At 62.6% G+C, this 22,071-nt stretch carries 22 protein-coding genes; 11 read left to right on the forward strand and 11 right to left on the reverse strand.

Features of this window, described 5'->3' with window-relative positions; all coding sequences use genetic code 11:
- The first annotated feature begins 13 nt into the window (after positions 1–13).
- The 4 genes from NITMOv2_RS19865 to iscX all read left to right on the forward strand — a co-directional run bounded on the left by NITMOv2_RS19865 (position 14) and on the right by iscX (position 3,218).
- Positions 14–370: a HesB/IscA family protein gene (locus NITMOv2_RS19865; protein WP_053381512.1), complete on the forward strand. Its 357-nt coding sequence runs from the start codon at positions 14–16 to the stop codon at positions 368–370.
- Between the two features lie 70 nt (positions 371–440).
- Positions 441–1,151, forward strand: coding sequence for a Fe-S protein assembly co-chaperone HscB (gene hscB, locus NITMOv2_RS19870; RefSeq protein ID WP_053381513.1), 711 nt, complete (start codon positions 441–443; stop codon positions 1,149–1,151).
- A gap of 6 nt (positions 1,152–1,157) precedes the next feature.
- On the forward strand, positions 1,158–2,978 hold the full coding sequence (gene dnaK / locus NITMOv2_RS19875; RefSeq protein ID WP_053381514.1) for a molecular chaperone DnaK: 1,821 nt from the start codon (positions 1,158–1,160) through the stop codon (positions 2,976–2,978).
- Between the two features lie 27 nt (positions 2,979–3,005).
- Complete coding sequence (gene iscX / locus NITMOv2_RS19880) at positions 3,006–3,218, forward strand: Fe-S cluster assembly protein IscX (protein WP_053381515.1); 213 nt, start codon at positions 3,006–3,008, stop codon at positions 3,216–3,218.
- A gap of 6 nt (positions 3,219–3,224) precedes the next feature.
- Here the strand turns inward: iscX and NITMOv2_RS19885 are convergent, their stop codons facing one another.
- Complete coding sequence (locus tag NITMOv2_RS19885) at positions 3,225–5,627, reverse strand: penicillin-binding protein 1A (RefSeq protein ID WP_053381516.1); 2,403 nt, start codon at positions 5,625–5,627, stop codon at positions 3,225–3,227.
- A 211-nt stretch (positions 5,628–5,838) separates the two neighbouring features.
- Here NITMOv2_RS19885 and typA point away from each other — a divergent pair, with 211 nt between their 5' ends.
- Together typA and NITMOv2_RS19895 are read left to right on the forward strand one after the other, a co-directional pair.
- Positions 5,839–7,695: a translational GTPase TypA gene (gene typA, locus NITMOv2_RS19890; RefSeq protein ID WP_053381517.1), complete on the forward strand. Its 1,857-nt coding sequence runs from the start codon at positions 5,839–5,841 to the stop codon at positions 7,693–7,695.
- A gap of 58 nt (positions 7,696–7,753) precedes the next feature.
- On the forward strand, positions 7,754–8,503 hold the full coding sequence (locus tag NITMOv2_RS19895; protein WP_053381518.1) for a hypothetical protein: 750 nt from the start codon (positions 7,754–7,756) through the stop codon (positions 8,501–8,503).
- A gap of 4 nt (positions 8,504–8,507) precedes the next feature.
- On the opposite strand, the gene NITMOv2_RS24120 is transcribed toward NITMOv2_RS19895, so the two are convergent.
- From NITMOv2_RS24120 to NITMOv2_RS19920, 3 genes are read right to left on the reverse strand one after another with little or no spacing between them, the layout of a single operon-like run.
- Complete coding sequence (locus NITMOv2_RS24120) at positions 8,508–10,430, reverse strand: InlB B-repeat-containing protein (RefSeq protein ID WP_187299288.1); 1,923 nt, start codon at positions 10,428–10,430, stop codon at positions 8,508–8,510.
- A gap of 35 nt (positions 10,431–10,465) precedes the next feature.
- The gene (locus NITMOv2_RS19915; RefSeq protein ID WP_053381522.1) at positions 10,466–11,425 is read right to left on the reverse strand and encodes a FecR family protein; all 960 of its coding nucleotides are present in this window, start codon (positions 11,423–11,425) and stop codon (positions 10,466–10,468) included.
- A gap of 13 nt (positions 11,426–11,438) precedes the next feature.
- A complete protein-coding gene (locus NITMOv2_RS19920) occupies positions 11,439–13,022 on the reverse strand; it encodes a tetratricopeptide repeat protein (RefSeq protein ID WP_187299289.1) in 1,584 nt (527 codons plus the stop codon).
- A 390-nt stretch (positions 13,023–13,412) separates the two neighbouring features.
- Between NITMOv2_RS19920 and NITMOv2_RS19925 the strand changes: the two genes are divergently transcribed.
- From NITMOv2_RS19925 to NITMOv2_RS19945, 5 genes are all read left to right on the forward strand, one after another.
- Positions 13,413–13,883 carry a peroxiredoxin gene (locus tag NITMOv2_RS19925; RefSeq protein ID WP_053381524.1) on the forward strand — a complete coding sequence of 157 codons (471 nt, stop codon included), beginning with the start codon at positions 13,413–13,415 and terminating at the stop codon, positions 13,881–13,883.
- 87 nt (positions 13,884–13,970) lie between these two features.
- A complete protein-coding gene (locus NITMOv2_RS19930) occupies positions 13,971–14,300 on the forward strand; it encodes a thioredoxin family protein (RefSeq protein WP_053381525.1) in 330 nt (109 codons plus the stop codon).
- Positions 14,301–14,437: 137 nt separating this feature from the next.
- Positions 14,438–15,955, forward strand: a complete 1,518-nt coding sequence (locus NITMOv2_RS19935; RefSeq protein ID WP_053381526.1) for an ATP-binding protein — start codon at positions 14,438–14,440, stop codon at positions 15,953–15,955.
- Between the two features lie 122 nt (positions 15,956–16,077).
- Entirely contained in the window at positions 16,078–16,392 is a 315-nt protein-coding gene (locus NITMOv2_RS19940) for a hypothetical protein (protein WP_053381527.1), read from the forward strand.
- Positions 16,389–17,066 (forward strand): nucleotidyl transferase AbiEii/AbiGii toxin family protein, encoded by a 678-nt coding sequence (locus NITMOv2_RS19945; protein WP_053381528.1) that lies wholly within the window; start codon positions 16,389–16,391, stop codon positions 17,064–17,066. The genes NITMOv2_RS19940 and NITMOv2_RS19945 overlap by 4 nt, the downstream gene beginning before the upstream one ends.
- Before the next feature lie 108 nt (positions 17,067–17,174).
- On the opposite strand, the gene NITMOv2_RS19950 is transcribed toward NITMOv2_RS19945, so the two are convergent.
- The 7 genes from NITMOv2_RS19950 to NITMOv2_RS19980 all read right to left on the reverse strand — a co-directional run bounded on the left by NITMOv2_RS19950 (position 17,175) and on the right by NITMOv2_RS19980 (position 22,058).
- Positions 17,175–17,642, reverse strand: coding sequence for a YybH family protein (locus NITMOv2_RS19950; RefSeq protein WP_053381529.1), 468 nt, complete (start codon positions 17,640–17,642; stop codon positions 17,175–17,177).
- Positions 17,643–17,656: 14 nt separating this feature from the next.
- Positions 17,657–18,409 carry a 6-carboxytetrahydropterin synthase gene (locus NITMOv2_RS23060; protein ID WP_083448240.1) on the reverse strand — a complete coding sequence of 251 codons (753 nt, stop codon included), beginning with the start codon at positions 18,407–18,409 and terminating at the stop codon, positions 17,657–17,659.
- A gap of 19 nt (positions 18,410–18,428) precedes the next feature.
- Positions 18,429–19,019, reverse strand: a complete 591-nt coding sequence (locus tag NITMOv2_RS19960; protein ID WP_053381530.1) for a DUF3501 family protein — start codon at positions 19,017–19,019, stop codon at positions 18,429–18,431.
- Between the two features lie 3 nt (positions 19,020–19,022).
- Positions 19,023–20,321 carry a heterodisulfide reductase-related iron-sulfur binding cluster gene (locus NITMOv2_RS19965; RefSeq protein WP_053381531.1) on the reverse strand — a complete coding sequence of 433 codons (1,299 nt, stop codon included), beginning with the start codon at positions 20,319–20,321 and terminating at the stop codon, positions 19,023–19,025.
- Between the two features lie 171 nt (positions 20,322–20,492).
- The gene (locus tag NITMOv2_RS19970) at positions 20,493–20,918 is read right to left on the reverse strand and encodes a rubrerythrin family protein (RefSeq protein WP_053381532.1); all 426 of its coding nucleotides are present in this window, start codon (positions 20,916–20,918) and stop codon (positions 20,493–20,495) included.
- 126 nt (positions 20,919–21,044) lie between these two features.
- Positions 21,045–21,617: a dTDP-4-dehydrorhamnose 3,5-epimerase gene (gene rfbC, locus NITMOv2_RS19975; RefSeq protein ID WP_053381533.1), complete on the reverse strand. Its 573-nt coding sequence runs from the start codon at positions 21,615–21,617 to the stop codon at positions 21,045–21,047.
- Between the two features lie 24 nt (positions 21,618–21,641).
- On the reverse strand, positions 21,642–22,058 hold the full coding sequence (locus tag NITMOv2_RS19980; RefSeq protein ID WP_053381534.1) for a hypothetical protein: 417 nt from the start codon (positions 22,056–22,058) through the stop codon (positions 21,642–21,644).
- Between the last annotated feature and the right edge of the window lie 13 nt (positions 22,059–22,071).

A 22,071-nucleotide genomic window follows, 5' to 3' on the forward strand; every position in this document is an offset into this window, starting at 1 on the left:
GAAAGGATCAGCCATGGATACGACCAACACCGACACTCAGACTCCCGCCATTACGCTCAGCGACGCGGCACTGAAAGAAGTCAAACGGCTCATGAACGTCCAGGGCATGACGGAAGGCGGGCTCCGGCTCGGTGTGAAGGGCGGCGGCTGCTCCGGGCTCAGCTACACGATCAATTTCGACGAGAAGATCGGCCCCTACGATCAGGTCCACGAGTTCGACGGCGTAAAGGTCATCGTGGACGCCAAGAGCGCGATCTATCTCCAAGGCACGCAGCTGGACTTCCACAAAGATCTGATGGGCGGGAACTTCAAGTTCGTGAACCCGAACGCGAACAAGACGTGCGGCTGCGGCGAGTCGTTCTCGGCCTGAGCAGGAACTCCCTCGACAAGACGGACGCTTCCAGGGCATCGCCCGCAGCATGCCCGGGGATGGATAGGAGATGGAGCACACCCACAGCACCAGCCCCCGCGAGCTGCAGATGGCCCGCAGCATGTGCTGGCACTGCCAATCGGAAGTGGCCGGGGAGTATTTTTGCGAGCGCTGCATCAAAGTGCAGCCGGTCTCCAAGGACACGGACTACTTCACCTGCTTGGGCATTCCGCGCCGGCTCACGGTCGATCCGAAGACGCTGGAGGCCAAGTTCTACGAGCTGAGCCGCGCCTTCCATCCCGACTTTTATCAGAGCAAGAGCGAGACGGAGCAAGCCATCAGCCTGGGAAACGCCGCCATGCTGAACACGGCCTATCGCACGCTCCGGGATCCCATCCAACGGGCGGAATACCTCCTCGATCTCGAAGCCGGCTCCGTCAAGGATATCCGGACCTCTCCCCCGGCGGATCTGTTCGAAGAAATTCTGGAGCTGCAGGAAACCCTCGACGAATACCGGGAAACCGATCCCGGTTCGGCGGAAGCCCAGCGGCTCCGCACGGCGCTGCAAGGTGAGCGGGAGACCTTGGAGCGGCGGCAGCGCGATATGGAAACACAATTACAGCAGCTGTTCGCGCAATGGGACGCGCTCCAAGATCGAGGCGAGGCGACCGACGCCGCGCGCAGCGAGCGTCAGCGTCTCTTGAGACAGATGCGCGACCTCCTGTCCAACCGCACCTACGTCAATAACATCGTCAACGACCTCGTCGCGACCATCGAGTAATACACAATGGCACGCATTGTTGGGATCGATCTCGGCACAACCAATTCGCTTGTCGCCTACATGAAAGATGGGCGACCTACGGTCATCCCGGGACGACACGGCCGGACCATGGTTCCGTCCGTGGTGGCGTTGACCGATAACGGTCTCATTGTCGGCGATGCCGCCAAGGAGCATCTGGTTCGGAATCCCCAGCGGACCGTCTATTCCGTGAAGCGCTTCATGGGGAAGGGGCTCGCGGACGTCCAACAGGAACTGGCCTATTTCCCGTATCAATTGACGGAACAGGGCGGCGTCATTCGCATCAAGCTCGGTGAAAAAAGTTACTCGCCGCCGCAGATCTCCGCCATGATCCTGAAGGAGCTCAAGCAGCGGGCGGAGTCCTTTCTCGGCGAGAGCATCACCAAAGCCGTCATCACCGTCCCGGCTTATTTCAACGACAGCCAGCGCCAGGCCACCAAGGACGCCGGCATGATCGCGGGCCTGGAAGTGCTGCGGATCATCAATGAACCGACCGCCGCCTCGCTCGCGTACGGCCTGCAACAGCGCACGCAAGGCACCATCGCGGTCTATGACTTGGGCGGCGGGACCTTCGACATCTCGATCCTGAAGCTCAAGGACGGCATCTTCGAAGTGCTCGCCACCAACGGCGATACGCATTTAGGCGGCGACGATTTCGATCGTCTCTTGGCCGATCGGTTCCTGGCCGACATCAAAGAGCGCCATGGCATCGATTTATCCGGCAGTCCGGACCATATGCAGGCGGTTCGCCTGGAAGCGGAGCGGGCCAAGATCCGCCTGTCGGATGAATGGAAGACCGAGGTGACGATCGACCTGCCGGACGGCAGGGGCCGGTTCTCGCGTGAAGTGACACGCGACCAATTGGAATCCTTGACCATAGGATTGGTCGAACGAACCCTGACTCCCTGCAAATTGGCCCTGAAAGACGCCGGGCTCGGTCCGCCCGAGATCGATGAAGTGGTGCTGGTCGGCGGAGCGACGCGCATGCCGATCGTCCGGCAGCGGGTGCAGGCACTCTTCGGCAAGCCGGCGCATTGCGATCTGAACCCCGATGAAGTCGTCGCCCTGGGCGCGGCCGTGCAGGCCGACATCTTGAGCGGCGGCACCACCGATATGCTGCTGCTCGACGTCACGCCGCTCTCGCTGGGGATCGAGACCATGGGCGGCGTCATGAGCAGCCTGATCCGGCGCAATACGACCATCCCGGCCAGCGCCAAGGAAATGTTCACGACCTATGTGGACGGCCAGACCGGCGTGGACATCCACATTCTGCAAGGTGAGCGCGAGTTGGTGAAGGACAACCGCAGCCTGGCGCGGTTCCGCCTGAAGGTGCCGCCGCTGCCGGCCGGCGTGCCGCGGATCGAGGTGACCTTCCTGATCGACGCCAACGGCATTTTGAACGTCGCGGCGCGTGACGTGCGGACCGGCGAAACCCAATCGATCGCCGTCAAGCCGTCGTATGGTTTGAGTGACGAAGAAGTCGAGCGGATGATCGGGGAATCGTACAAGTTCGCCGCGGACGACCTGAAGGCGAGGCAGCTGATCGAAGCCCGAACGGAAGCGGACGCCATCCTGCATGCGACGGACAAGGCCCTGGAGCGGGGCAGCCATCTGGTCACAGAGGATGAAGTGCGAACGATCCGCGCGGCGGCGGACGCGCTCCGGCGCGCCAAGGCCGGAGAGGATCATAAGGCCATCAGGTCCCAGATCGCCGAGCTGGAAACAGTGACGCACCATCTCGCCGAAGTGTTAATGGACACGTCGCTCAAGGAAGCGCTGGAGAACAAAAAGCTGTCGGAAATCGGCTGAGAAGCCGCCGGCTGGGAGTACTTCATCATGGATCTGAAGTGGCAGGACGCCGAAGACATCGCCATCCGGCTCGTGGAGGAACACCCGGATACCGACCCGCTCACGGTGCGCTTCACCGACATGCACGCGTGGATCGTCGCATTGCCGGATTTCAAGGACGACCCGAAAAAGTCGAACGAGAAGATTCTGGAAGCGATCCAAATGGCCTGGCACGAGGAGTATCAGGACTCGAAAGCCTGATCGGCCTTACAGGCTCCCTTCCCCCACCGGTTGCCCTTCGGGAATCTGATCCAGCTTGTAGAAGTCGGTCGGATCGAGCCGGCGCTGCGCCGCCTGCGTCGGTTCGCTGCCTTTCGTAAACAGCTCGACGGTTCCCTTGTCCCCCTCGCCCTCTTGGTCGGATTCCAGCAATCCGGTGGACGCATCGACTTTCACGAACGTCACGCCGTCGGGGATTTCAAACGGCACGACCGGCAGCTGCTTCAGCGCCTCTTTCATAAAGGCGAGCCAGATCGGCAGGGCGGCGCGGGCGCCGGTTTCGCTCTCCCCCAACGAGCGGCGATCGTCGAATCCGACGTACACGCCGGTCACCAGATTCGGCGTGCCGCCGATGAACCATGCGTTGATGTAGTCGTTCGTCGTCCCCGTTTTTCCGGCGATCGGGCGATCGAGACTCTTTGCCGCCTGGCCGGTGCCCTTCTGCACGACGTCTTCCATCATATTCGTGATCAGATAGGCGGTTTCCTTCGAGATGACTTCGCGGGGCTCCGGCTCGGTCGTTTCCAGCACCTTGCCGGTGTTGTCTTGCGCGGCTTTGATGGCGAACGGCTCCGCCTTGCTGCCCTTGTTCAGAAACACGCCGTACACCGAGGTGAGCTCCATCAATCCCACCGAGGAAGAGCCGAGCCCCAACGACAGATCGGCCGGCAAAGGGCTGGTGATGCCGACGGTGCGGGAAAAGTCGATGACGTTCCGGATGCCAACTTTGTCCAGCAGCCGGACCGTCGCCAGGTTGTGCGAATGGGCCAGCGCGTCGCGCAGGCTCACCATGCCGTGAAATTTTCGGCCGTAGTTCTCCGGCTTCCAGATCTTGTCGTCTTCCTCCTGTTCATACACCACCGGTGCGTCGAGAATCTGCGTGGCCGGGCTCATGCCCTGGCTCATGGCCGTGGCATAGATCAGCGGCTTGAAGGCGGACCCGGGCTGCCGGTGCGCCTGCACCGCACGGTTGTATTCGCTCCGGGAGAAATCATAGCCGCCCACCATGGCGCGGATCGCGCCGGTGCGGGGATCGAGCGCGATCAACCCCCCCTCGACGATCGGCGTTTGCTCGAGCGTGAGCGTCAGACCTTCTTTCGTCGCCTTCTTGACCGCTACATCGATCACGTCGCCGGGTTTCAAGATCTGCTTCAGATTCGGATTGACGACGAAATCGACCGCCGGATCGGGCCCCCTCAGCTGCCGCTTGGCCCAGGCCATGTCGTCGAAGGAGAGCTTGGCGGTGACGCTTCCCACGAGGACCGCATAATGGTCTTTGCCGGCTTTCAGTACGATCCCCTCGGCAAGGTCGCCCGGCTTGAGCGTCCCATCCGTGGACGCGGCGGCCGGGGGCTGCAGCATCCCGATATCGACGGTGCGCTTGGGCCCGCGCCAGCCTTCGCGCTTGTCGAGCTCGCGCACGCCGGCGGCAAAGGCCGCTTCCGCCGCCTTTTGCATCTCCAGATTCAGCGTCGTATAGACCTGCATCCCGCCCTTGTACACCATCGTCTCGCCGTATTTCGCCACCAGCAACTGCCGGACATATTCGACGAAGTACGGCGCGAAATGCTCGCTGCCCGGCCGATGGAAGTTCAGCGCTTCCGCCGCCGCCGCCTCCCGTTCCGCCGCGGTGATGAACCCGGCTTCCTCCATGCGGGACAGGACATGCTCTTGGCGTTTCTTGGCCCGTTCGTAGGCGGTGAAGGGGGAAAACCGGCTGGGCGATTTCGGCAGGCCGGCCAGGAACGCCGATTCCGCAAGCGTCAGCGTGGTGATGTCCTTCCCGAAATAGGACTGCGCGGCCGACGCGACCCCATAGGCTCCCTGGCCGAAATAGATTTGGTTGAGATAGGTTTCAAGAATCTGCTCCTTGCTCGACACGGCTTCCATCTTGTAGGCGAGGATCAGCTCCCGAATCTTCCGATCGTAGGACCGTTCCGCCGAAAGGAAGAGTGAGCGGGCCAGCTGCTGTGTGATCGTGCTGGCGCCTTCGACCTTCCGGCCTCCGTGGCGGATGTTCGTCCACGCCGCGCGCAGGATCCCGATATAATCCAGCCCCGGATGCTCGAAGAACCGGGCGTCCTCCGTCGCGATGACCGCCTGCTTCAGCGAGTCGGGAATATCGGCGAGCGGCGTGAGAATCCGGCGCTCGATGAAAAATTGCCCGATCGGTTGCCGGTCATCCGAATACACGGTCGTGACGAGACTCGGCTGATAACTTTGCAGCAGATCGAGCGACGGCAGGTCCTGCGAAAAATGCCAGATCACGCCGGCCGCCGCCGTCACGCCGACGAGGACGAGGGCGCCGACCGTGAGCAGCGTGATCTGCCACCACCGCCATCGGCGGCGGGCCGGCTGTTGAATCTCGATAAAGCGATCGTCGCCTGGCATCCGAGCGGGGCTCCTGTGTGGAAAGAAAGTGGTCGCGAGGGCGGCGGACTCACCTTACAACGCAACCCCCCAAAACTCAAGCATCCCGCCGCCTCGCCGAGCGACGCGGCGGCGCCCCTGCGCGCTTGTACGCGCGACCGCTTTTCGGTATACTCCCTTCCGACGCCGGCAGTTCGAGGCGTCTTTTTTTTCGCCGAGAGAAAGCCACGACATGTCTCACGTACACGCGCCACACGACCGCCGGACCGATATCCGGAACATCGCCATCATCGCCCACGTGGACCATGGGAAGACGACGCTCGTCGACGCGGTCCTGCGGCAGACGCACGTCCATCGGAAGATCGACGACATGGGCGAGCGCATCATGGATTCCATGGACCAGGAGCGGGAGCGGGGCATCACGATCCGGGCCAAGAACGCCAGCGTCACGTACAAGGGCGTCAAGATCAACATCGTCGATACGCCGGGCCACGCCGATTTCGGCGGCGAAGTCGAACGCACCCTCCGCATGGTGGACGGCGTGCTGATCCTGGTCGATGCGAAAGAAGGGCCGATGCCGCAGACGACCTTCGTGCTGCGGAAAGCCTTGGCGCTCGGGCACAAGGCTATCGTGGTCGTCAACAAGATCGATCGTCCGGATGCGGTCATCGACGATGTGGTCAACCGCACGTTCGACCTGTTCGTGCATCTCGGCGCCACCGACGAGCAGCTCGACTTCCCGATCGTCTACACCTCCGCCATCAAGGGCCAGGCAACGCTCGACGTGAACAAACCCGGCACCGACATTACGCCGTTGCTCGACACGGTGCTGGAGAACATTCCCGCCCCGGTCATCAACGCCGACGCCCCGCTGCAGATTCTGGTGCTGGCGCTCATCCAAGATCCCTACAAGGGCAAGATGGGCATCGGGAAGATCCAATCGGGCTCGATCGCCCGGCGGCAGAACGTGATCGTCATCGGGAAGGATGGCGTCCAGACGCCCGGGAAAGTGTCCGATCTGGCCGTCTATTCCGGGCTCGAACGGGCCGACACCGAGCAGGCGGCGGCGGGAGAAATCGTCGCGGTAGCCGGACTCGACGACGTGAGCATCGGCGATACGATCGCCGACGCGGAACGGCCGATCGCGCTGCCCCGCGTGGCGATCGACGAGCCGACCGTGCAGATGACCTTCTCGGTGAACAACAGCCCCTTCGCCGGACGGGAAGGCAAGTACCTCACCTCCCGCCACCTCCGGGACCGCCTCTTCAAGGAACTGGAAACGAACGTCTCGTTGCGCGTGCACGAGACCGACAGCGCCGATCGCTTTCTCGTCGCCGGCCGCGGCGAGCTGCATCTTGCCGTCTTGATCGAGCAGATGCGGCGGGAAGGCTACGAGCTACAAGTGTCCCAACCGGAAGTCATCCTGCACCGCGAGGGGGACCGGGTCACCGAGCCGTATGAAGAGCTGACCATCCAAGTGCCGGACATGTATCAAGGGGCCGTGATCGAGGAAGTCGGCAAGCGGCGCGGCGAGATGCGGCATATGAAGCTGGTCCACAGCGACGCGGGGCCGAGCGACATGCACCTTGAATATCACATTCCCACGCGCGGGATCATGGGATTGAAAAATGTCCTGCTCGCCAAAACGCGCGGGACGGTGATCATGCATCACGTGTTCAAAGCCTACGAACCGGCGAACGAGCAGGATTTGGTGGTCGCCCCGCACGGCTCGCTCTGCGCGTTCGAAGACGGGACCAGCACGGCCTACGCGCTGTTCATGACCCAGGAGCGCGGCACGCTCTTCATCGGCCCCGGCGTCGAGGTCTATCGGGGCATGGTGGTGGGCGAAAACAATCGGGACGAAGATCTCGACGTGAACGTGTGCAAAGAAAAACACCTGAGCAACATGCGGGCCTCCGGCTCGGACGAAGCGCTCATCCTCACGCCGCCCAAGGAGATGTCCTTGGAATTCGCCCTGGAATATATCGGCCCCGACGAGTTGGTCGAAATCACGCCGCAGAACCTCCGCATCAGGAAGCGCCTGCTGAACCCCGAAGACCGCCGCAAAGCGCGGAAGGCTGCGAAGTAATCCCGAGAGCGGTAAGCGGTAAGGGGTGAGGCCGCAGCCCCGGAGCCCACAGGTTTCGATGCGCATCAGAAAGAAAACCCCCAAGCCGTCGGCCAAACGCCCGCCGCTGTACTTCGTCGGCTATCGGGGCGCCGCTCCCGCCACCGAAGAATTGAAGCTGTGGTACGAGCGCGAGTACGGCGGGCCGTTGTCCGTTCGCCATGAAGAAGGCTCGCCGGAATCCTGGCAGGCGACGCACGGTCCGTGGTCCGCGCATGTCGTCATGCCGCTGCCGATGACGCATGTGGCGGATGTCATGAAACAATTGGCCTGGGAACATGAGCGGATGGGCGCCGTCGCCCCGTCCCTCGCCGCCCCGAGGGACATGCCGGACACGGTCCTCTTCGCCGCGCGCGTGGCTCGCGGGCTCACGCTCCTGACGCAAGGCACCGCCTACGACGTGACGACGCAGGCCTATGTGAATCCATCGGACTGGAAGGACCGACCGATGACGGCTTTTATGGCGGACGATCATATGACTGTCACGCACGACGACTCGGCTCGGCCCGACCACGTCTGGTCCTATTCGCTGGGACTCACCAAGTTCGGCTTGGATGAGATCGAGGTCTTTCAGCGGAAGGGGCTTCCCGAGAGTACGGCCAAGGAATTGCTGGTGGAGTCGGCCACCGAACTGCTGCGCATGGGACAGTCGCCGAAAGTCGGCAGCGCGTTCCATCTGCCGTTGCTCGGCCGCACCGTTCGCGTCGTGAATTATCGCACGGCCGCCCCGGCCGGCCGGATGCTCGGCTTCCGCGAATTGCAGGGATAGCAGGCTAGTCGTCAAAATCAGCCCTGACGGTGCGGTTTCGATCCATCAGAACCGTACACGTCGGTCCGCCGCCGCAGCCGCTGGTGCTGCCGCCTCCCGTCACGTTCCAATCATCAAAGTCCGAACCGGGGGCTGGCGTCGCCGTCAGCGTCACGCTCGTGCCGTCGGAAAAACTGGCCGTGCAGGCGGGCCCGCAATTGATGCCGCCTGGCGAGCTGGTCACGGTGCCGGCGCCGGCGCCGCCCTTGGTCACGGTCAACGTCCGAAGAGTCGGCGCGGCAGTGAACGTAGCCGTGACGCTTTGATTGCCGCTCATCGCGACGGCGCACGGCGCCGTCCCGCTGCATCCGCCCCCACTCCACCCGGCAAAGGTCGATCCAGTAGACGGCGTGGCGGTCAGGGTCACCGACGTACCGATGGCAAACGTACCGGTATCGGAGCTGCAGCCCGCATTGCAACTGATGCCGCCCGGCGAGCTGGTCACCGTTCCGGTTCCCGTTCCGGCTTTCGTCAACGTCAGGACCGCCGTGGTCGGGGCGACTATATTAAACGTGGCCGTGACGGTTTGATTCGCATTCATCGTGACGCTACAGGTTCCCGTCCCGCCGCAGCCGCCGCCGCTCCAGCCGGCAAAGGTCGATCCGGCGGCCGGCGCGGCCGTCAATGTGACGGTCGTGCCGGCGGGATAGGTTTCGCTGCAGTCGCCGCCGCAATTGATGCCGGCTGGCGAGCTCGTCACCGTCCCACTGCCCGCCCCTGCTTTGCCGACCGTGAGCGTCGCCGTGCTCGGGGGAGCCGGGTTGAACGTCGCAGTGACGGTTTGAGGGCCGTTCATGGTCACAGTGCAAGTGTTCCCTGACGCTCCGCTGCATGCGCCACCCCAACTACCGAAGACGAAGCCCGCCGCCGGGGCGGCTGTGAGGGTGACGCTGCTGCCGGTTGTGAACCCGGCGCTGCAGGTACTGCCGCAGCTGATTCCAGCCGGAGCACTTGTGACGGTCCCATTCCCCGTTCTTGTCACGGTGAGGACCGCGGTTGAAGGCGCGGCGTTGAACGTGGCGATGACATTAAGATTGGCGTTCATCGTGACCGCGCAGGTCGCCCCTGAGGTCCCGCTGCAGGCGCCGCCCCAGCCGGCGAACGTCGCGCCGCCTGTCGGCGCCGCCGTCAAGGTCACAGTGGTGCCCTGAGAGAAACTGGCCGAACAGGCCGTCGGACAACTGATTCCGCCGGGACTGCTGGTCACGGTGCCGGGCCCCGTGACACTCACCGTCAACACCGCAGTGTTCGGTGCGGCGGTGAATGTCGCGGTGATCGTCGCCGTCTCATCGACGACGCAGGAACCGGTCCCGCTGCAGCCGCCGCCGCTCCAGCCGGCGAAGGTCGAGCCGGGAGCCGCGCTCGCCGTGAACGTCGCCGGCGTGTCATGGTCGAAGTCGAGGCAATTGGCGCCGCAGGGGAAGCCGGGCGGCGAGGAGGTGACCGTGCCGTTGCCGTTCCGATTGACGGTCACGCGGAACGGGAGGAAGACCGTGATCGGAATGGGTTGTGATGAAGGCAACGTCACGCTTGCGCTGCCCGAAAACAACAAGCTGTTGCCGCTGTTGAAGGCCCGCACGCGGACCGTTCGGTTGTCGCCCAAAGGCGCATTGACCGTGAGTGGAATTTCTTGTCCCGAGGATAGATTCGACACCGGCACGGAGTTCGTTTGCGTGGCGATGTCGGGACCGGATATCTCGATCTCGACTCTGGCGACTTGAGGGACCAGCGAGGCTATTCCCGCCTGGCCAGCCACCAAACTCAGCTGCGTCGGCGTCGTATTCCCTCCCGTGGTACCCTCTCCTCCCGGTCCGCAGCCGGCCAGCGACAGCAGGAGCAGCACGACCACAACGACAATGAGCGCCACCCCGTTGTGCGCGTCAGCCATTACGTCACCCTGTGATCGCTCGTATCGACCGTTCTTCATGGCAGTCTGATGGAAAAGAGAACCGGTACAGGCGCCGCCCCGGACACCACCGCCGGCGGCGTCACCGGCGTGACGGGAAGCGGCCATCCCGGCACCGCATAGGCGCCGGAAGAGAACTGCCCGTCGACCGCGCCGACCACGGCGACCCGTTGGGATGGAGGAGCCGCGCCTGGCTCGGCGCCGGCGGAGGCGAAGTGATCCCGCGGCGATTCCGGCCGCGGCTGGTCGTCCAACGAGGTGGCGGCGATCGCGGTGGCGATCGGCCCGGGACCGGTCAAAGACGCTTCAATCCCGACCGGCATGCTCGGCGGGCTCCCCGGCAGGGCGATGGACGATTGGCCGGGAAGGACCAGCACGGTGGCGCCGCCGGACGTGAAGGTGATGTCGCCGTTCTGTCCGACGTTCGCGACACCGGTCGGCCCCTCCTCTTCCTCGGGAAAGTCCAGCGCCGGGGGAGGACCGGCCGCAGAGGCACGGGGCCGGCTTGGCGGCTTGTTCGGCGGTTCCTGTATCCACATGATGAAATACGTGCCCCGGACCGTGGCCACCGCGCTCCTTGAGTGGACTTCGAAGATCGAGTGCTCTCCGGCAATCGGCCGCGCCACCAGCACGCGGGCGGTGCCCCTCGTCAGATGCGCCACAAACGCGCGGGTGTCACTGCCCGATCGGTAGGTCTGCTCGGTCATTTCCAAGCGGCTGCGTTCGCCGAGCGTAATGAGCGTGTCGTCCAGAAAGAGGACCTTGGCTTTGGAGCCGGCCTGCGTTTCGATCACGGCGAGCGGGCCGAGCCGATCATACGGCTTCACGGGCTGCGGCGCCGTCAACGAGGCCGGCTGCATCGTCACCGTGCCGTGAACGGCGACGAAGACCCCGACATCCGGTGCGTCGGCCGCCGACGCGATGCCCGCCGGCCCAATCCAACCGCAGACCACCAGGACGATGAGTCGGACGATCATGGGTTTCCCTCCGTTAGAATCGTCCTCCGACGGTGAACGAAATCACATGCCGCACGTAATTGAACGCCGCGATGTTGGCGTCGTCCCTCGTGTAGTGATATTGAAAGGCGATCCAGAGCCATGACCGCAGGTCGTGGACGGCCGTGCCGGTGAGGAGAAAGATATTGTCTTTCCGGACCGTCGTCCCGTCGGCCGAAAACGAGTTGGGATTGTCGTACCCCTGGCGGTAATAATCGAACGCCAGATCGAAGGTGGTGGCGGGCAGCGGCTGAAACCCGATCCCGGTCGACAATCGATGCCCGACGTACGACCAGTCGGCGCTGGTGGGCCGGCCGGGGACGGCCCGGTCGATGTCGCCTCCGCCCGTCCGGTTGGTGTCGAACGTATACCCGGCGCGTATGCGGCTCCGGCCCTCGGAGAAGACCCAATGCTGTATCGCGCCGACCATATAATTGTTCGCATCACGCGTCGGATTGACCCCTCCCCGATCCAATGACCATTCCTTGAAGTCCTGGTTTTGGTAGCGCACCCAGGCCTGAGTGAAGGTGCGGTCGCTTTCCGGGTATGTCAGGACCGATTGCAGAGTATTGGCCAACAGATAGGAATCGCCCCCCACGGTCACGTAGTCCAGCAGATATTGCGCGCGGAGCTGCGCTGCGCCGAACCGTCGCTGGGCATAGATCGTCGGGGTATGATCCTGGACGTCAAAGTCGCTCAACCGGGCGTGGATGTTTTGGTAGAAGCCGTAGCCCGCACCCACCGTCCAGGTGTCGTCTTGGACAAACCGGTAGTCGGCACCGCCGTTCAGCACCGTGACGAAATCGTCCTTCCGGGAGATGGCGTTCCCCGGCGACGAGATCCCGCTCGGCTGCAGCACCACGTTCGAATCGTACTGTAGGCTGAGCGCCGCGCTGACGTCCCACCGTTTGGCCGGTGAGCCGAGCGTGGCCGGCAGCGCAGCCGGCGCCTGGCCGGACGCAGGCGGCTGGGCGGTCAGGGCGGCGGAGCGGAATTCCTCGGCCGCCTGCTCCAACTTGCCTTGCCCGTAGAACGACACCCCGCGCTGGTAGTGCGGATCCCCAGCCAATTCCCGGTCCAGCGCACCGGCGCGCTGAAACTTTTCCCCCGCCAGCTTGTATCGCCGGAGGGCCGCAGCGGCCAAACCTTGGTAGTAGAAGAGCAGCGGCTCGTCCGTGAGGCGGGCCTCGGCGGTCGAGAGGTTGGCCAAGGCGTCGGCGTAGCGGCCTTGGTGATAGAGCGCCATCCCCACGCCCATCCGCGCCCGGGGATCGTCTGGATAGAGCTTCAGCACCTGGCGAAAACGTTCTTCCGCCGTCTCGTATTGCTGCAACCGAATCAACGTCCGGCCGAGGTAGTAGCCGGCGGTCGGATCGCCGGGCCTCGCCCTCACGGCCTCGGTCAGCTCGCGGCGGGCCTCCTTGTCCTGGCGGCTGCTGTACAGGTACAGGCCTTTGGAAAGATGGAAATCGTAGTCCTGGTTGGGCTCGGTCCCGGCCCCGGCGGGCAACGGGAGGGCACCGACACAAAGCAGCATCGCCGCCCATACCTGCACACAGGCCCTTCGGACAATCGGCACGCTGGCTCCTTTTCCTTCCGGAACCCGACGGCGGAAGACCGCCATCGGGTGTCCCCGAATCTCCCGGATCCTGGCTAGGGTTTTGACCAAGGCGGAGGTCCTAAGGTCAAGAATCAGACCGGCCCTCACTTATAGGACCGATCGTGATTACGAGTACTTAAGGAAGAGGATGTCGCGTTACGGAGACAATCTGTCCTACAGACCCATTCCAGCGGACAGAATGTCCCCTGGCGCGAAGAAGGACGATGCGGCGTTCTAGGTCTTTCAGGCCGTTGACAAGCTTTCCGGCAGCGGGTTACAAACTTTGCAGTTTCAACAGCGGGGTCATTTCCGTCAACGACCTCATTTACCCATAAAGGGCCGTGTTCTTATATTTAAGGAGGAGCCGAGATGAGCGACGTAGCCCCTGAGATCAAGCCCGGCGATACCGCGCCGGATTTTACGCTAAAGGATCAGGACCAGAAGGATGTGAAGTTGAGCGACTACCGCGGCAAGAAGAACGTGGTCCTCTGCTTCTATCCGCTGGACTGGAGCCCGGTATGCCAGGGCGAAAACAAATGCTTGACGGACGACTTCCCCAAATTTCAAGGGGCGAACGCCGAGGTGTTCGGCATCAGCTGCGACAGTTTCTTCTCGCACAAGGCTTGGGCGGACTCGCTGGACCTCAAGCACCGGCTGCTGGCCGACATGCATCGCACCGTCAGCAAGGCGTACGGTCTGTATTTCGAGCCGTTGAACTGCTCCAAGCGCGCGACGGTCATCGTGGATAAGAACGGAAAAGTCGCCTACGTGAAGGTGCAGGAGATCAAGGTGGCTCGCGAAGACAAGGAAATTCTGGAAGCCCTCGCGAAGCTGAACTAGCTCATGGACCGGGTCGGGAAGGCCGGGTAAATGTATGGTGCTCGGCCTTTCCCTACTCGTCACGCATCACCCGTCACTGGTCACTCTATGAGCACCGTCCTCGACGTCAGCGACGCCAACTATAAGGAATTCACCGACAGCCCCGGAGCCGTCGTCGCCTACGGTCTCGCCACATGCGAGCCCTGCAAACAGTACGATCCAATCCTGGAGGCCACCGCCGCGAAATTCCCTTCGATCAAAGTGGGCAAGGCCAAGATGCACGTTCCCGGCCGCTGCCGGGAGATCAAAAAGACCCATACATTCGAGACTTATCCGACCACCCATTTCTTCGCCCATGGCAAGCTGCTCCTGACCCGCGAGGGGGTCGTGGAGCCGGCTGAGCTCGCCGCGCTGGTGTCCGACCACTTGCTCAAATAGACCGTCGCCTCCCACATCGATTGCCTTCCTTTCAGAATCGTCGATCTCCTTGACTCACCGCCGACCTATAGTACCCTCGTGGGAAGCATAGGCCGCCGGGCAGCGGCCGCTATCCGATGAGCGACGAGGCAGAGCGCATGGCGTCCGGGTCCCGGCCGACAGACCTTCCGCAATACGACGCCCGCGTCCTGCTCAACTCCCAGCCGGTCATCGTCTCCGTCATCGATCCCGCCACCCACCGCGTGCAGTTTCAAAATGACACCGGCATCAAAAAATTCGGAGACATCTCGGGCGCCGCTTGCTACGACAAGATTGCCGGCTGTGCGGCGCCCTGCGATTTTTGCCGGATGCCGGAAGCCCTCGCGTCCAACGACGTCGTGTCCAACGAAGTCGCGCTGCCGGGAGACAAACATCTGCTGGTCCATTGGTCGAAAGCCTCCACCTCGGACGGGGCGCAGCATGTCATCGAAACGATCGTGGATGTCACCGAGCAGAAGCGGACCGCCCAGGCGCTGCATCAATCACAAAAAATGGAAGCCGTCGGCCGATTGGCCGGGGGAATCGCGCACGATTTCAACAATCTGATGATGGTGGTGATGGGCCATGCCCACCGGCTGTTGCAGCAGATGGCGAACCACCCGGCCCGTCCGGAGCTGGACATGATCAGCCAGGCCGGAATGCGGGCCGCCGCCCTGACGAAAAAACTGCTCACGTTCAGCCGGCGCCAGGTGTTCGAGCCCAAGGAACTGCCCGTCACGCAGGTGATCCGCGACATGGAGGATATTCTGCAGCGGCTCATCGGCGAGCAGATTCAAATGGTGACCGTGCTCCACCCCCGCACCGGCCATGTGATGGCCGACCCGGTGCAATTGGAGCAAGTCATCATGAATCTCGTGCTGAACGCGCGCGACGCCATGCCCGACGGAGGGCTGGTGAACATCGAAACGGACAATGTCGATCTCGACGAGTCCTTCACCAGGACGCATCCGGGGTCGGTCGCAGGTCCCTACGTCAAAATCGTGGTGCAGGACGGCGGCTGCGGGATGGATGCCGCGACCCTGGCCCATATCTTCGAGCCGTTCTTTACGACCAAGGAGGCGGGCAAAGGCACGGGACTGGGGCTGGCCACCGTGTACGGCATCGTCAAGCAAAGCCGCGGCTACATCGACGTGGTCAGCGCGCCGGGCCGCGGATCCCGCTTCACCGTCTACCTGCCCCGCGTCGGCCAACCGATCGCCGCTCCGGAAGTCGTCCAACCCGAGACGACCGCCGCCCCCCCGCCCAGCACCATTCTCGTCGTCGAAGACGATGAGAGCATCCGGACGCTCATCGCGACCATCCTGCAAGACCACGGCTACCTCGTCCAAGCGGCCCGGGACGGCCAAGAAGCGCTCCAATGCCTGCAACGGCTGAAAGGCACTTGCCCGCTCGTCATCACCGACGTCATCATGCCGCGGATGAAAAGCGCCGACCTAGTGGAGGGAGTCAAAGCGCTGCAACCGGCAGCCCGGGTGCTCTACATGTCCGGCTATGCGGGCGACACGCTGCACGCCAACGGCCTTGCCGACGATATGCCGTTTCTCCAAAAGCCGTTTTTGCCCACGACGCTCATTGAAAAGGTCCGGGAGCTCCTCCACGCTTCACCGGCTCATTAAGGTCCGATCCCTTCAACGCTCCTAACTTTGCGGCCTTGAAAGGACACTCCTACGTAAGTGTTCTTGTGGCTTCGCATATCGTGGCGTAGAATGAATCCGTCAAATTCATCAAGATGCCACTAATGCCCCCATCAGAGTCCGAGGAACTCGACCTCCTGAAACGCTTGGCCGCCAAGTATGTCTGGTGGAAACACCCGAACGAGGCCGTCCGGTACCCGCAACGGGTCATGGCGCAGGTCATGACGATCGGCGAATACGAGGATATTCAGCAGTTAGTCAAAGTCGCGGGGAACGAACGGCTCAAAGACGTACTGAGGCAGGCCGAAATCGGCCAGTTTTCCGAACAGGCCTGGGCCTATTGGCACTATCGGCTCGGGCTGGCTGCGTTCGACTCCGTGCCTCCCCTTCCATCCGAAAGATTTCCGGCGCCACGATGATCCATCCCCGTTTGAATGTCCTACCGCCGGCCCAGCGCAGCCTGTGGCCGATGCTTCGCAACACGCAGATGCTTGGGTTTGTGCTGTACGGCGGCACTGCCGTCGCACTCCGTTGTGGGCATCGCGCCTCCGTTGACTTCGATTTTTTCTCCGATCGACCGTTGAACAGAGAGGCCCTGCAGCAAGCCCTTCCATTTCTTCGTAATACCTCAATCATCCAAGAAGAGCCGCAAACATTGAGCATGCTGGTAGGCGATAGCGCCGGCGATCGAATCAAACTCTCGTTCTTTGGAGCGATGACCTATGGGCGGGTGGGCCAACCCGATTATACAGACGATGGCGTCATTCAAATCGCCTCCCTCGACGATCTCATGGCGACGAAACTGAAAGTCATGCTGCAACGCATCGAGTCCAAGGATTATCGGGATGTCGCCGCCATGCTGGGAGCCGGCGCGAGCCTTGCCAGAGGACTCGCTGCAGCCCAAGTGCTCTATGGCCCCGCATTCCAACCACGTGCCAGTTTGCAAGCACTCGTGTACTTCCAGGGCGGGGATCTGCAGAGCCTCAGCCAGCAGGACAAACAGACGCTCATCGCAGCCGTCACCAATGTCAACGACTTGCCTGTCCTCCAGTCCGTCGCGCCAACACTCGGTCTCCCACCCTATTCCAGCTAAACCGGTTGTATGACATCAGCCGGCCTGCGTCGCTGGCGCTCTCTTCCTGGGGAATGACAACACGGGTCAGGGACCGGGAGTGCACGCAGAGGGCCACAGCTACTGGCCTTAGCGTGCCTTCGAGCAGTGTTCGTGGAAGATCACCCAATGAGCCGCGTCTTTCCTGAGCAGACTGGTGCACTTGCCGCGATCCTGGCCTTCGAGCTCGCCGTTGCGTACAGCTTGGAAGAGATAGTCGTAGGCGGCCCACGCGAATGAGCCGGAGAGAGTGATCTTAAGATTCGACACGGCCCCGATGAAGCGAAGGCCGCTTCCTCGTTGTAGCTCCGCCTCGTACTCGCCGAGCCATTTCCTGATCGCTTCCTTGTCTTCAGCCTGGCCGTCCTGAATGCCCTCGTAATCCTCCGCGTAGAGACCCAATACCGCCTGTTGATCTCTCGTGTCCGAAAAAGTCGCGGCGGCCTGAGCGGCTGCCCGGATGGTCTGTTCGATGGCGTCCGTGTCCGAGCCGGCCAAAGCGCCGGCGCTCGAAGTGAGACCGACCACAAGAAAGAACGAGCTGAGATGGCGGATCATAGTGCGCCGAGGAACTAGCCGGCGTAATCGACGGACACGTCGCGTGACTGGACCAGGCGGATATTGGTGAGACGGCCTGGCGCAATCCGGGAAACGAGCCGTTGCCAGATGTCCTGCGCCAGATGATCGCCGGTCGCACCGGGCTTCCGGAGAACGTGAGAAAGGTCCTGCCCGTCGAAGACCGTGACCACCCGTTCATCGACCAGGCGGTCCAGCGCCGCGATGTCGGTGACCATGCCGGTGACCGGATCGATCGGCCCGTGGACGGTCACGAAACAATCCCAATCCCGGCCTGCCTTCCCATCCTGCACGGCGTTGAACGAGTACCGCCGGGTGACGCTCGCCACGTCGAGGCCGCCGGCCGCCGTCACTTCCGCGTAGAGATCTTCATCCTCGCAGAGGCGGACGGTGTGCAGCATCCCGATATCTTTGTGCGGGGCGAGCTTGGTCCACAACAAACGCGCGATGTTTTCCGACGTGGGAATGCGGTCTTTGAAGTAGGGCATGTCCAGGTTGAAGTTCTTATGATCGAACTCCTCGATCATGCCGAGGAGCACCCGCTTCAGATCGAACAGGTTGATGACCATGCCGGTCTTGGGGTCGACCTCGCCGGAGACGGTGACTTCCAGCAGATAATTGTGCCCGTGGGCCGGCGGGTTGTAACAAAGGCCGAACACGGCGCGGTTCTTCGCCTCGTCCCATTCCGGTTTGAAGTACCGGTGGGCCGCGGCGAATTCGATGCGCTTGGTCAGTAAAACGACGGACATACTGTTGGATGGTGAACGTTTAATTGTGAGTTTTTAAGTCCGAAAGCCACTCTTCTCTCATGCTGCCCGGCACGCTCGTTTCGGCGCGATAGCTCCCATGATGCACGCCGAGGGTCACCGGTTGATGCAGGTCGGCAAACGCCGCCTTCATCGCCGCCGTGGGCCGAAACCGGACGAAGTGGACGGCGCTGATCTTCGTCTCGTGACTGTGACCTCCTTCGAATTCGCCGTACACCCGCTCGCCGCCGGCCGTGATCGCGACGGTATGCCCGCGGTCCAAGCCCATGAATGCGTCGAGCCACGGTTTCATCTTCGCCTCCTCCGTGATCTCGATCAAGAGGGTGGCGCTCAGCTCGTCGGATGAGGGCAACAAGGCGTTGTACACGTCCAATTCGTCCTGGACTTTGGCGGGATCGAAAATGCGCTCGACCCGGATCATCTCCTGGATTTGAAACTGGAGCGTGTCCCGATTCTCGAAGACCAGGGTGATCAGCGGGCCGACGGAAATCCGGCGGCGCTGTTTGAGCGCGATGATCCGCGCTCGGTACGACTCGCGCTGCCGCTCATAGTCGGCATAGGGAATGACGTCATCGAGACTGATGGATTTCACTGGTCACCTGTCACTCTCACTGGTCACGCGGGCCGGCAATCCATATGCGTCGCGGATGATTTGGATGGGGTGCAAGGTCGCCTTGCCGCCGACGTGCGTCGATGCGCCAGCCTGGTCCAACTGCAGACCGGCCAAGGGACAGTCGGAGGCGACGAGATCGGCCGGATTCTGTTCGATGGTCCGCACGGCTTTGGCGGCGATCTTCATCGACAGCGGGAAAAACTCGACCTTCGCCGACCAGGAGCCGTCGTGGCCGGAGCATTGTTCAATCACGTCGACCTGCGCGCCGGCCGCCTCCAGCAATTCCTTGGATTTGAAGCCGATGTTCTGATCCCGCAAGTGACAGGGCATATGATAGGCGACGCGACCCGGATTGTTCGTGAAATCCATCGCGAGCCGGCCGTCCTTCTTGAGCATCATCAGATACTCGCAAATATCGAACGTCCGTTCAGCCACCGCCTTGGTCTTCTCATCCCCGTTCAGCTCCGGGTACTCCCGCTTCAGCATGAGACTGCAGCTCGCCACCGGCACCACCACATCGTAGCCCTGCGCGACCCACCGATGCAGAGCCCCCACGTTGGCGCCGGCCGCCCGCTGAATCGCCTGCGTGTCGCCGATGTCGAACTGCGGCATGCCGCAGCAACGCTGCTCCGGCACGACGACCTCCACGTTGTTTTTTTCCAGCACCTGCACCGCCGCCTTGCCGATATCGGTCGCCTGATAATTCACCAGACAACTGGAGAAGAGGGCGACTTTACGGGCCGGCGCCCCTTGTGACGCGGGCGGCCGCCGCCGGTTGAACCAGCGGGGAAACGTCTCGCCGGAAAACTGCAGCACGTGCCGCTCGCGGTGGACGCCGGCAAGTGTTTCCATGAGCCGCCGGACCGTGCCATTGCCCAACAGCCGGTTCGTCACCGCCGCCGTGAGACTGCCGACCTTCCCGATCCAGTCGGTCCGGATGAGCAGCCGATCGCGCCAGCGGACGCCGCGCTCGCGCGCCAGACGCTGTTTCCATAGGATCATCAAGCGCGGGAAGTCCAGCTCGTATTGATGCGGCGGCGTGTACGGGCAATGGTTGAAGCAGAGTTTGCAGTAGTAACACTCGTCGACGACTCGATGGTGGTCGGCGGGCGTCAATTTCGCCACGTCGCCTTCATACCGGTCGATCCGATCCAGCAGCGTGTTGAACGAGGGACAGAGGTTGAAGCAACGGCGGCAGCCGTCGCAGATTTCGTAGATCCGGAGGGTTTCTTTATCCAGCTGACGGGATTCGACGGGAGTGATGAGGCTAAGAGTTTTCATTGAGCGCAAGGCGGGAACACCGTCAGACCGTCCCCCTCAGCATCACCGCCCTTCTCCCCTTCCTAACCCTCCCCCTTGACGGGGGAGGGCGGGGTGGGGGTGAAGGGAAGAGGCCCGAGGAGAAATGCTGATCGCTGCCAGCCGACGGCCGACAGCTGATTGCGGGGCTCGCTAGCTCTTCAAACTATCCAGGCCTTTTTGAAAGCGGTTGGCGTGCGACCGCTCGGCCTTCGCCAGCGTCTCGAACCATTCAGCCAGCTCGGCAAACCCTTCGTCGCGCGCGGTCTTGGCCATGCCGGGGTACATCTGGGTGTACTCGTAGGTCTCGCCCTCGATGGCCGACTTGAGATTCGCCTCGGTGTTGCCGATCGGCACGCCGGTCGCCGGATCGCCGACTTCCTTCAGGAAGTCGAGATGCCCGAAGGCATGGCCGGTTTCGGCCTCCGACGTATCGCGGAACAGGCCGCCCACGTCGGGGTACCCTTCGATATCGGCGCGCCGGGCGAAGTAGAGATACCGGCGATTGGCCTGCGACTCACCCGCAAAGGCATGTTTCAAATTCTCGTGGCTTTTGGTCCCTTGTAGACTCTTGCCCATGTGCCATCCTCCTCTATAGAACGATCAAACGATGTGGCCTCGCCCCCCCACCTCCGTCCTCTCCCGTCAGTGAGGGGAATTCACGTACTGGCGCCCCACAGGGATAACATAGGCGTCGTCGCCGTATCAACGTCCCCATGACTGGACCGGCTGATAGGACGGCAAGTCGTTGTCCATCTCGGCCAGCGTTCGATAGGCTTGATCTTTGGCCGAGAGGATCGGCTTCTCGATCGGCCAGGCGATGCCGAGGGCCGGGTCGTTCCACCGGATGCCCCGCTCGTCTTTCGGTGAATAAAAATCCGTGCACTTGTACAGAAACGCCGCGCCCTCGCTCGTCACGCAGAATCCATGCGCACAGCCCGGAGGAATATACAATTGGCGCCGGTTCTCGGCCGACAGCTCGGTGCCGTACCAAGCGCCGAAACTCGGTGAGCCTTTACGGACATCCACGACTACGTCGTATACCGCCCCTTCCACCACCATCACCAGTTTGCCTTGGGCATGGGGCTCTTGAAAATGGAGTCCCCGCAGCGTGCCACGCACGGACCAGGAGTAATTGTCCTGCACGAACGGTCCGGGAATCCCGGCATCTTCATACCGGCGTTGATGGTAGGTTTCGAGAAAGACTCCCCGCGGGTCGCGGAACACGTCCGGATCGATCACGAGGGCGCCGGGGATATCGAGGGGGGTAACGCGCACGATCCTCCTGGTCGGATGATGCGGCTAGGCGGAGCCTGTCGGAGGTCCCGATCGGGGGTCGACGATATCCGGATCGTCCGGGTACAATTGGCCCAGCCGCTCGATCAGCGGCTGGGCCGCCGGTGTGCTTTCCTGGGTGGGCTCGCTGACCGGATGATCCCAGGTCAGCGTGGTGATGCCCGCCTCCGTCAGCAAGGAACGGATCGTAGCTGCGCAGGCTTCCAGCGTCAGCTCCGTCCCGCCGCGCAAATCGAGCACGCGTTCCTTGGGGTCGGTCGGCGGCGGCTCGGTATGGAGGAAGGCCCAGCACCGGTCGAAGATCGTGCGGCGCAGTTCGTCGGGCACGTTGATGGTCTGCAGATTCGAGGTGCAGAGCGCCGAGACGAAGAGCACGAACTGCAGATCCGGCATGCCGGGATTGTGGATATCGAGCGACTGCATAGGGGCGTCATTA

It is taken from the genome of Nitrospira moscoviensis, from assembly GCF_001273775.1.
GTDB lineage: Bacteria > Nitrospirota > Nitrospiria > Nitrospirales > Nitrospiraceae > Nitrospira_D > Nitrospira_D moscoviensis.

What these genes read in the sequence shown, in the direction of transcription:
- NITMOv2_RS19930 (WP_053381525.1), top strand. Translation starts at nt 13,971, where the DNA reads ATGAGCACCGTCCTCGACGTCAGCGACGCCAACTATAAGGAATTCACC.
- NITMOv2_RS23060 (WP_083448240.1), bottom strand. Translation starts at nt 18,409, where the DNA reads ATGTCCGTCGTTTTACTGACCAAGCGCATCGAATTCGCCGCGGCCCAC.
- hscB (WP_053381513.1), top strand. Translation starts at nt 441, where the DNA reads ATGGAGCACACCCACAGCACCAGCCCCCGCGAGCTGCAGATGGCCCGC.
- NITMOv2_RS19950 (WP_053381529.1), bottom strand. Translation starts at nt 17,642, where the DNA reads ATGATCCGCCATCTCAGCTCGTTCTTTCTTGTGGTCGGTCTCACTTCG.
- NITMOv2_RS19965 (WP_053381531.1), bottom strand. Translation starts at nt 20,321, where the DNA reads ATGAAAACTCTTAGCCTCATCACTCCCGTCGAATCCCGTCAGCTGGAT.
- NITMOv2_RS19895 (WP_053381518.1), top strand. Translation starts at nt 7,754, where the DNA reads ATGCGCATCAGAAAGAAAACCCCCAAGCCGTCGGCCAAACGCCCGCCG.
- dnaK (WP_053381514.1), top strand. Translation starts at nt 1,158, where the DNA reads ATGGCACGCATTGTTGGGATCGATCTCGGCACAACCAATTCGCTTGTC.
- NITMOv2_RS19925 (WP_053381524.1), top strand. Translation starts at nt 13,413, where the DNA reads ATGAGCGACGTAGCCCCTGAGATCAAGCCCGGCGATACCGCGCCGGAT.
- NITMOv2_RS19980 (WP_053381534.1), bottom strand. Translation starts at nt 22,058, where the DNA reads ATGCAGTCGCTCGATATCCACAATCCCGGCATGCCGGATCTGCAGTTC.
- NITMOv2_RS19940 (WP_053381527.1), top strand. Translation starts at nt 16,078, where the DNA reads ATGCCCCCATCAGAGTCCGAGGAACTCGACCTCCTGAAACGCTTGGCC.
- NITMOv2_RS19915 (WP_053381522.1), bottom strand. Translation starts at nt 11,425, where the DNA reads ATGATCGTCCGACTCATCGTCCTGGTGGTCTGCGGTTGGATTGGGCCG.
- NITMOv2_RS24120 (WP_187299288.1), bottom strand. Translation starts at nt 10,430, where the DNA reads ATGGCTGACGCGCACAACGGGGTGGCGCTCATTGTCGTTGTGGTCGTG.
- NITMOv2_RS19945 (WP_053381528.1), top strand. Translation starts at nt 16,389, where the DNA reads ATGATCCATCCCCGTTTGAATGTCCTACCGCCGGCCCAGCGCAGCCTG.
- iscX (WP_053381515.1), top strand. Translation starts at nt 3,006, where the DNA reads ATGGATCTGAAGTGGCAGGACGCCGAAGACATCGCCATCCGGCTCGTG.
- typA (WP_053381517.1), top strand. Translation starts at nt 5,839, where the DNA reads ATGTCTCACGTACACGCGCCACACGACCGCCGGACCGATATCCGGAAC.
- NITMOv2_RS19885 (WP_053381516.1), bottom strand. Translation starts at nt 5,627, where the DNA reads ATGCCAGGCGACGATCGCTTTATCGAGATTCAACAGCCGGCCCGCCGC.
- NITMOv2_RS19865 (WP_053381512.1), top strand. Translation starts at nt 14, where the DNA reads ATGGATACGACCAACACCGACACTCAGACTCCCGCCATTACGCTCAGC.
- NITMOv2_RS19935 (WP_053381526.1), top strand. Translation starts at nt 14,438, where the DNA reads ATGGCGTCCGGGTCCCGGCCGACAGACCTTCCGCAATACGACGCCCGC.
- NITMOv2_RS19970 (WP_053381532.1), bottom strand. Translation starts at nt 20,918, where the DNA reads ATGGGCAAGAGTCTACAAGGGACCAAAAGCCACGAGAATTTGAAACAT.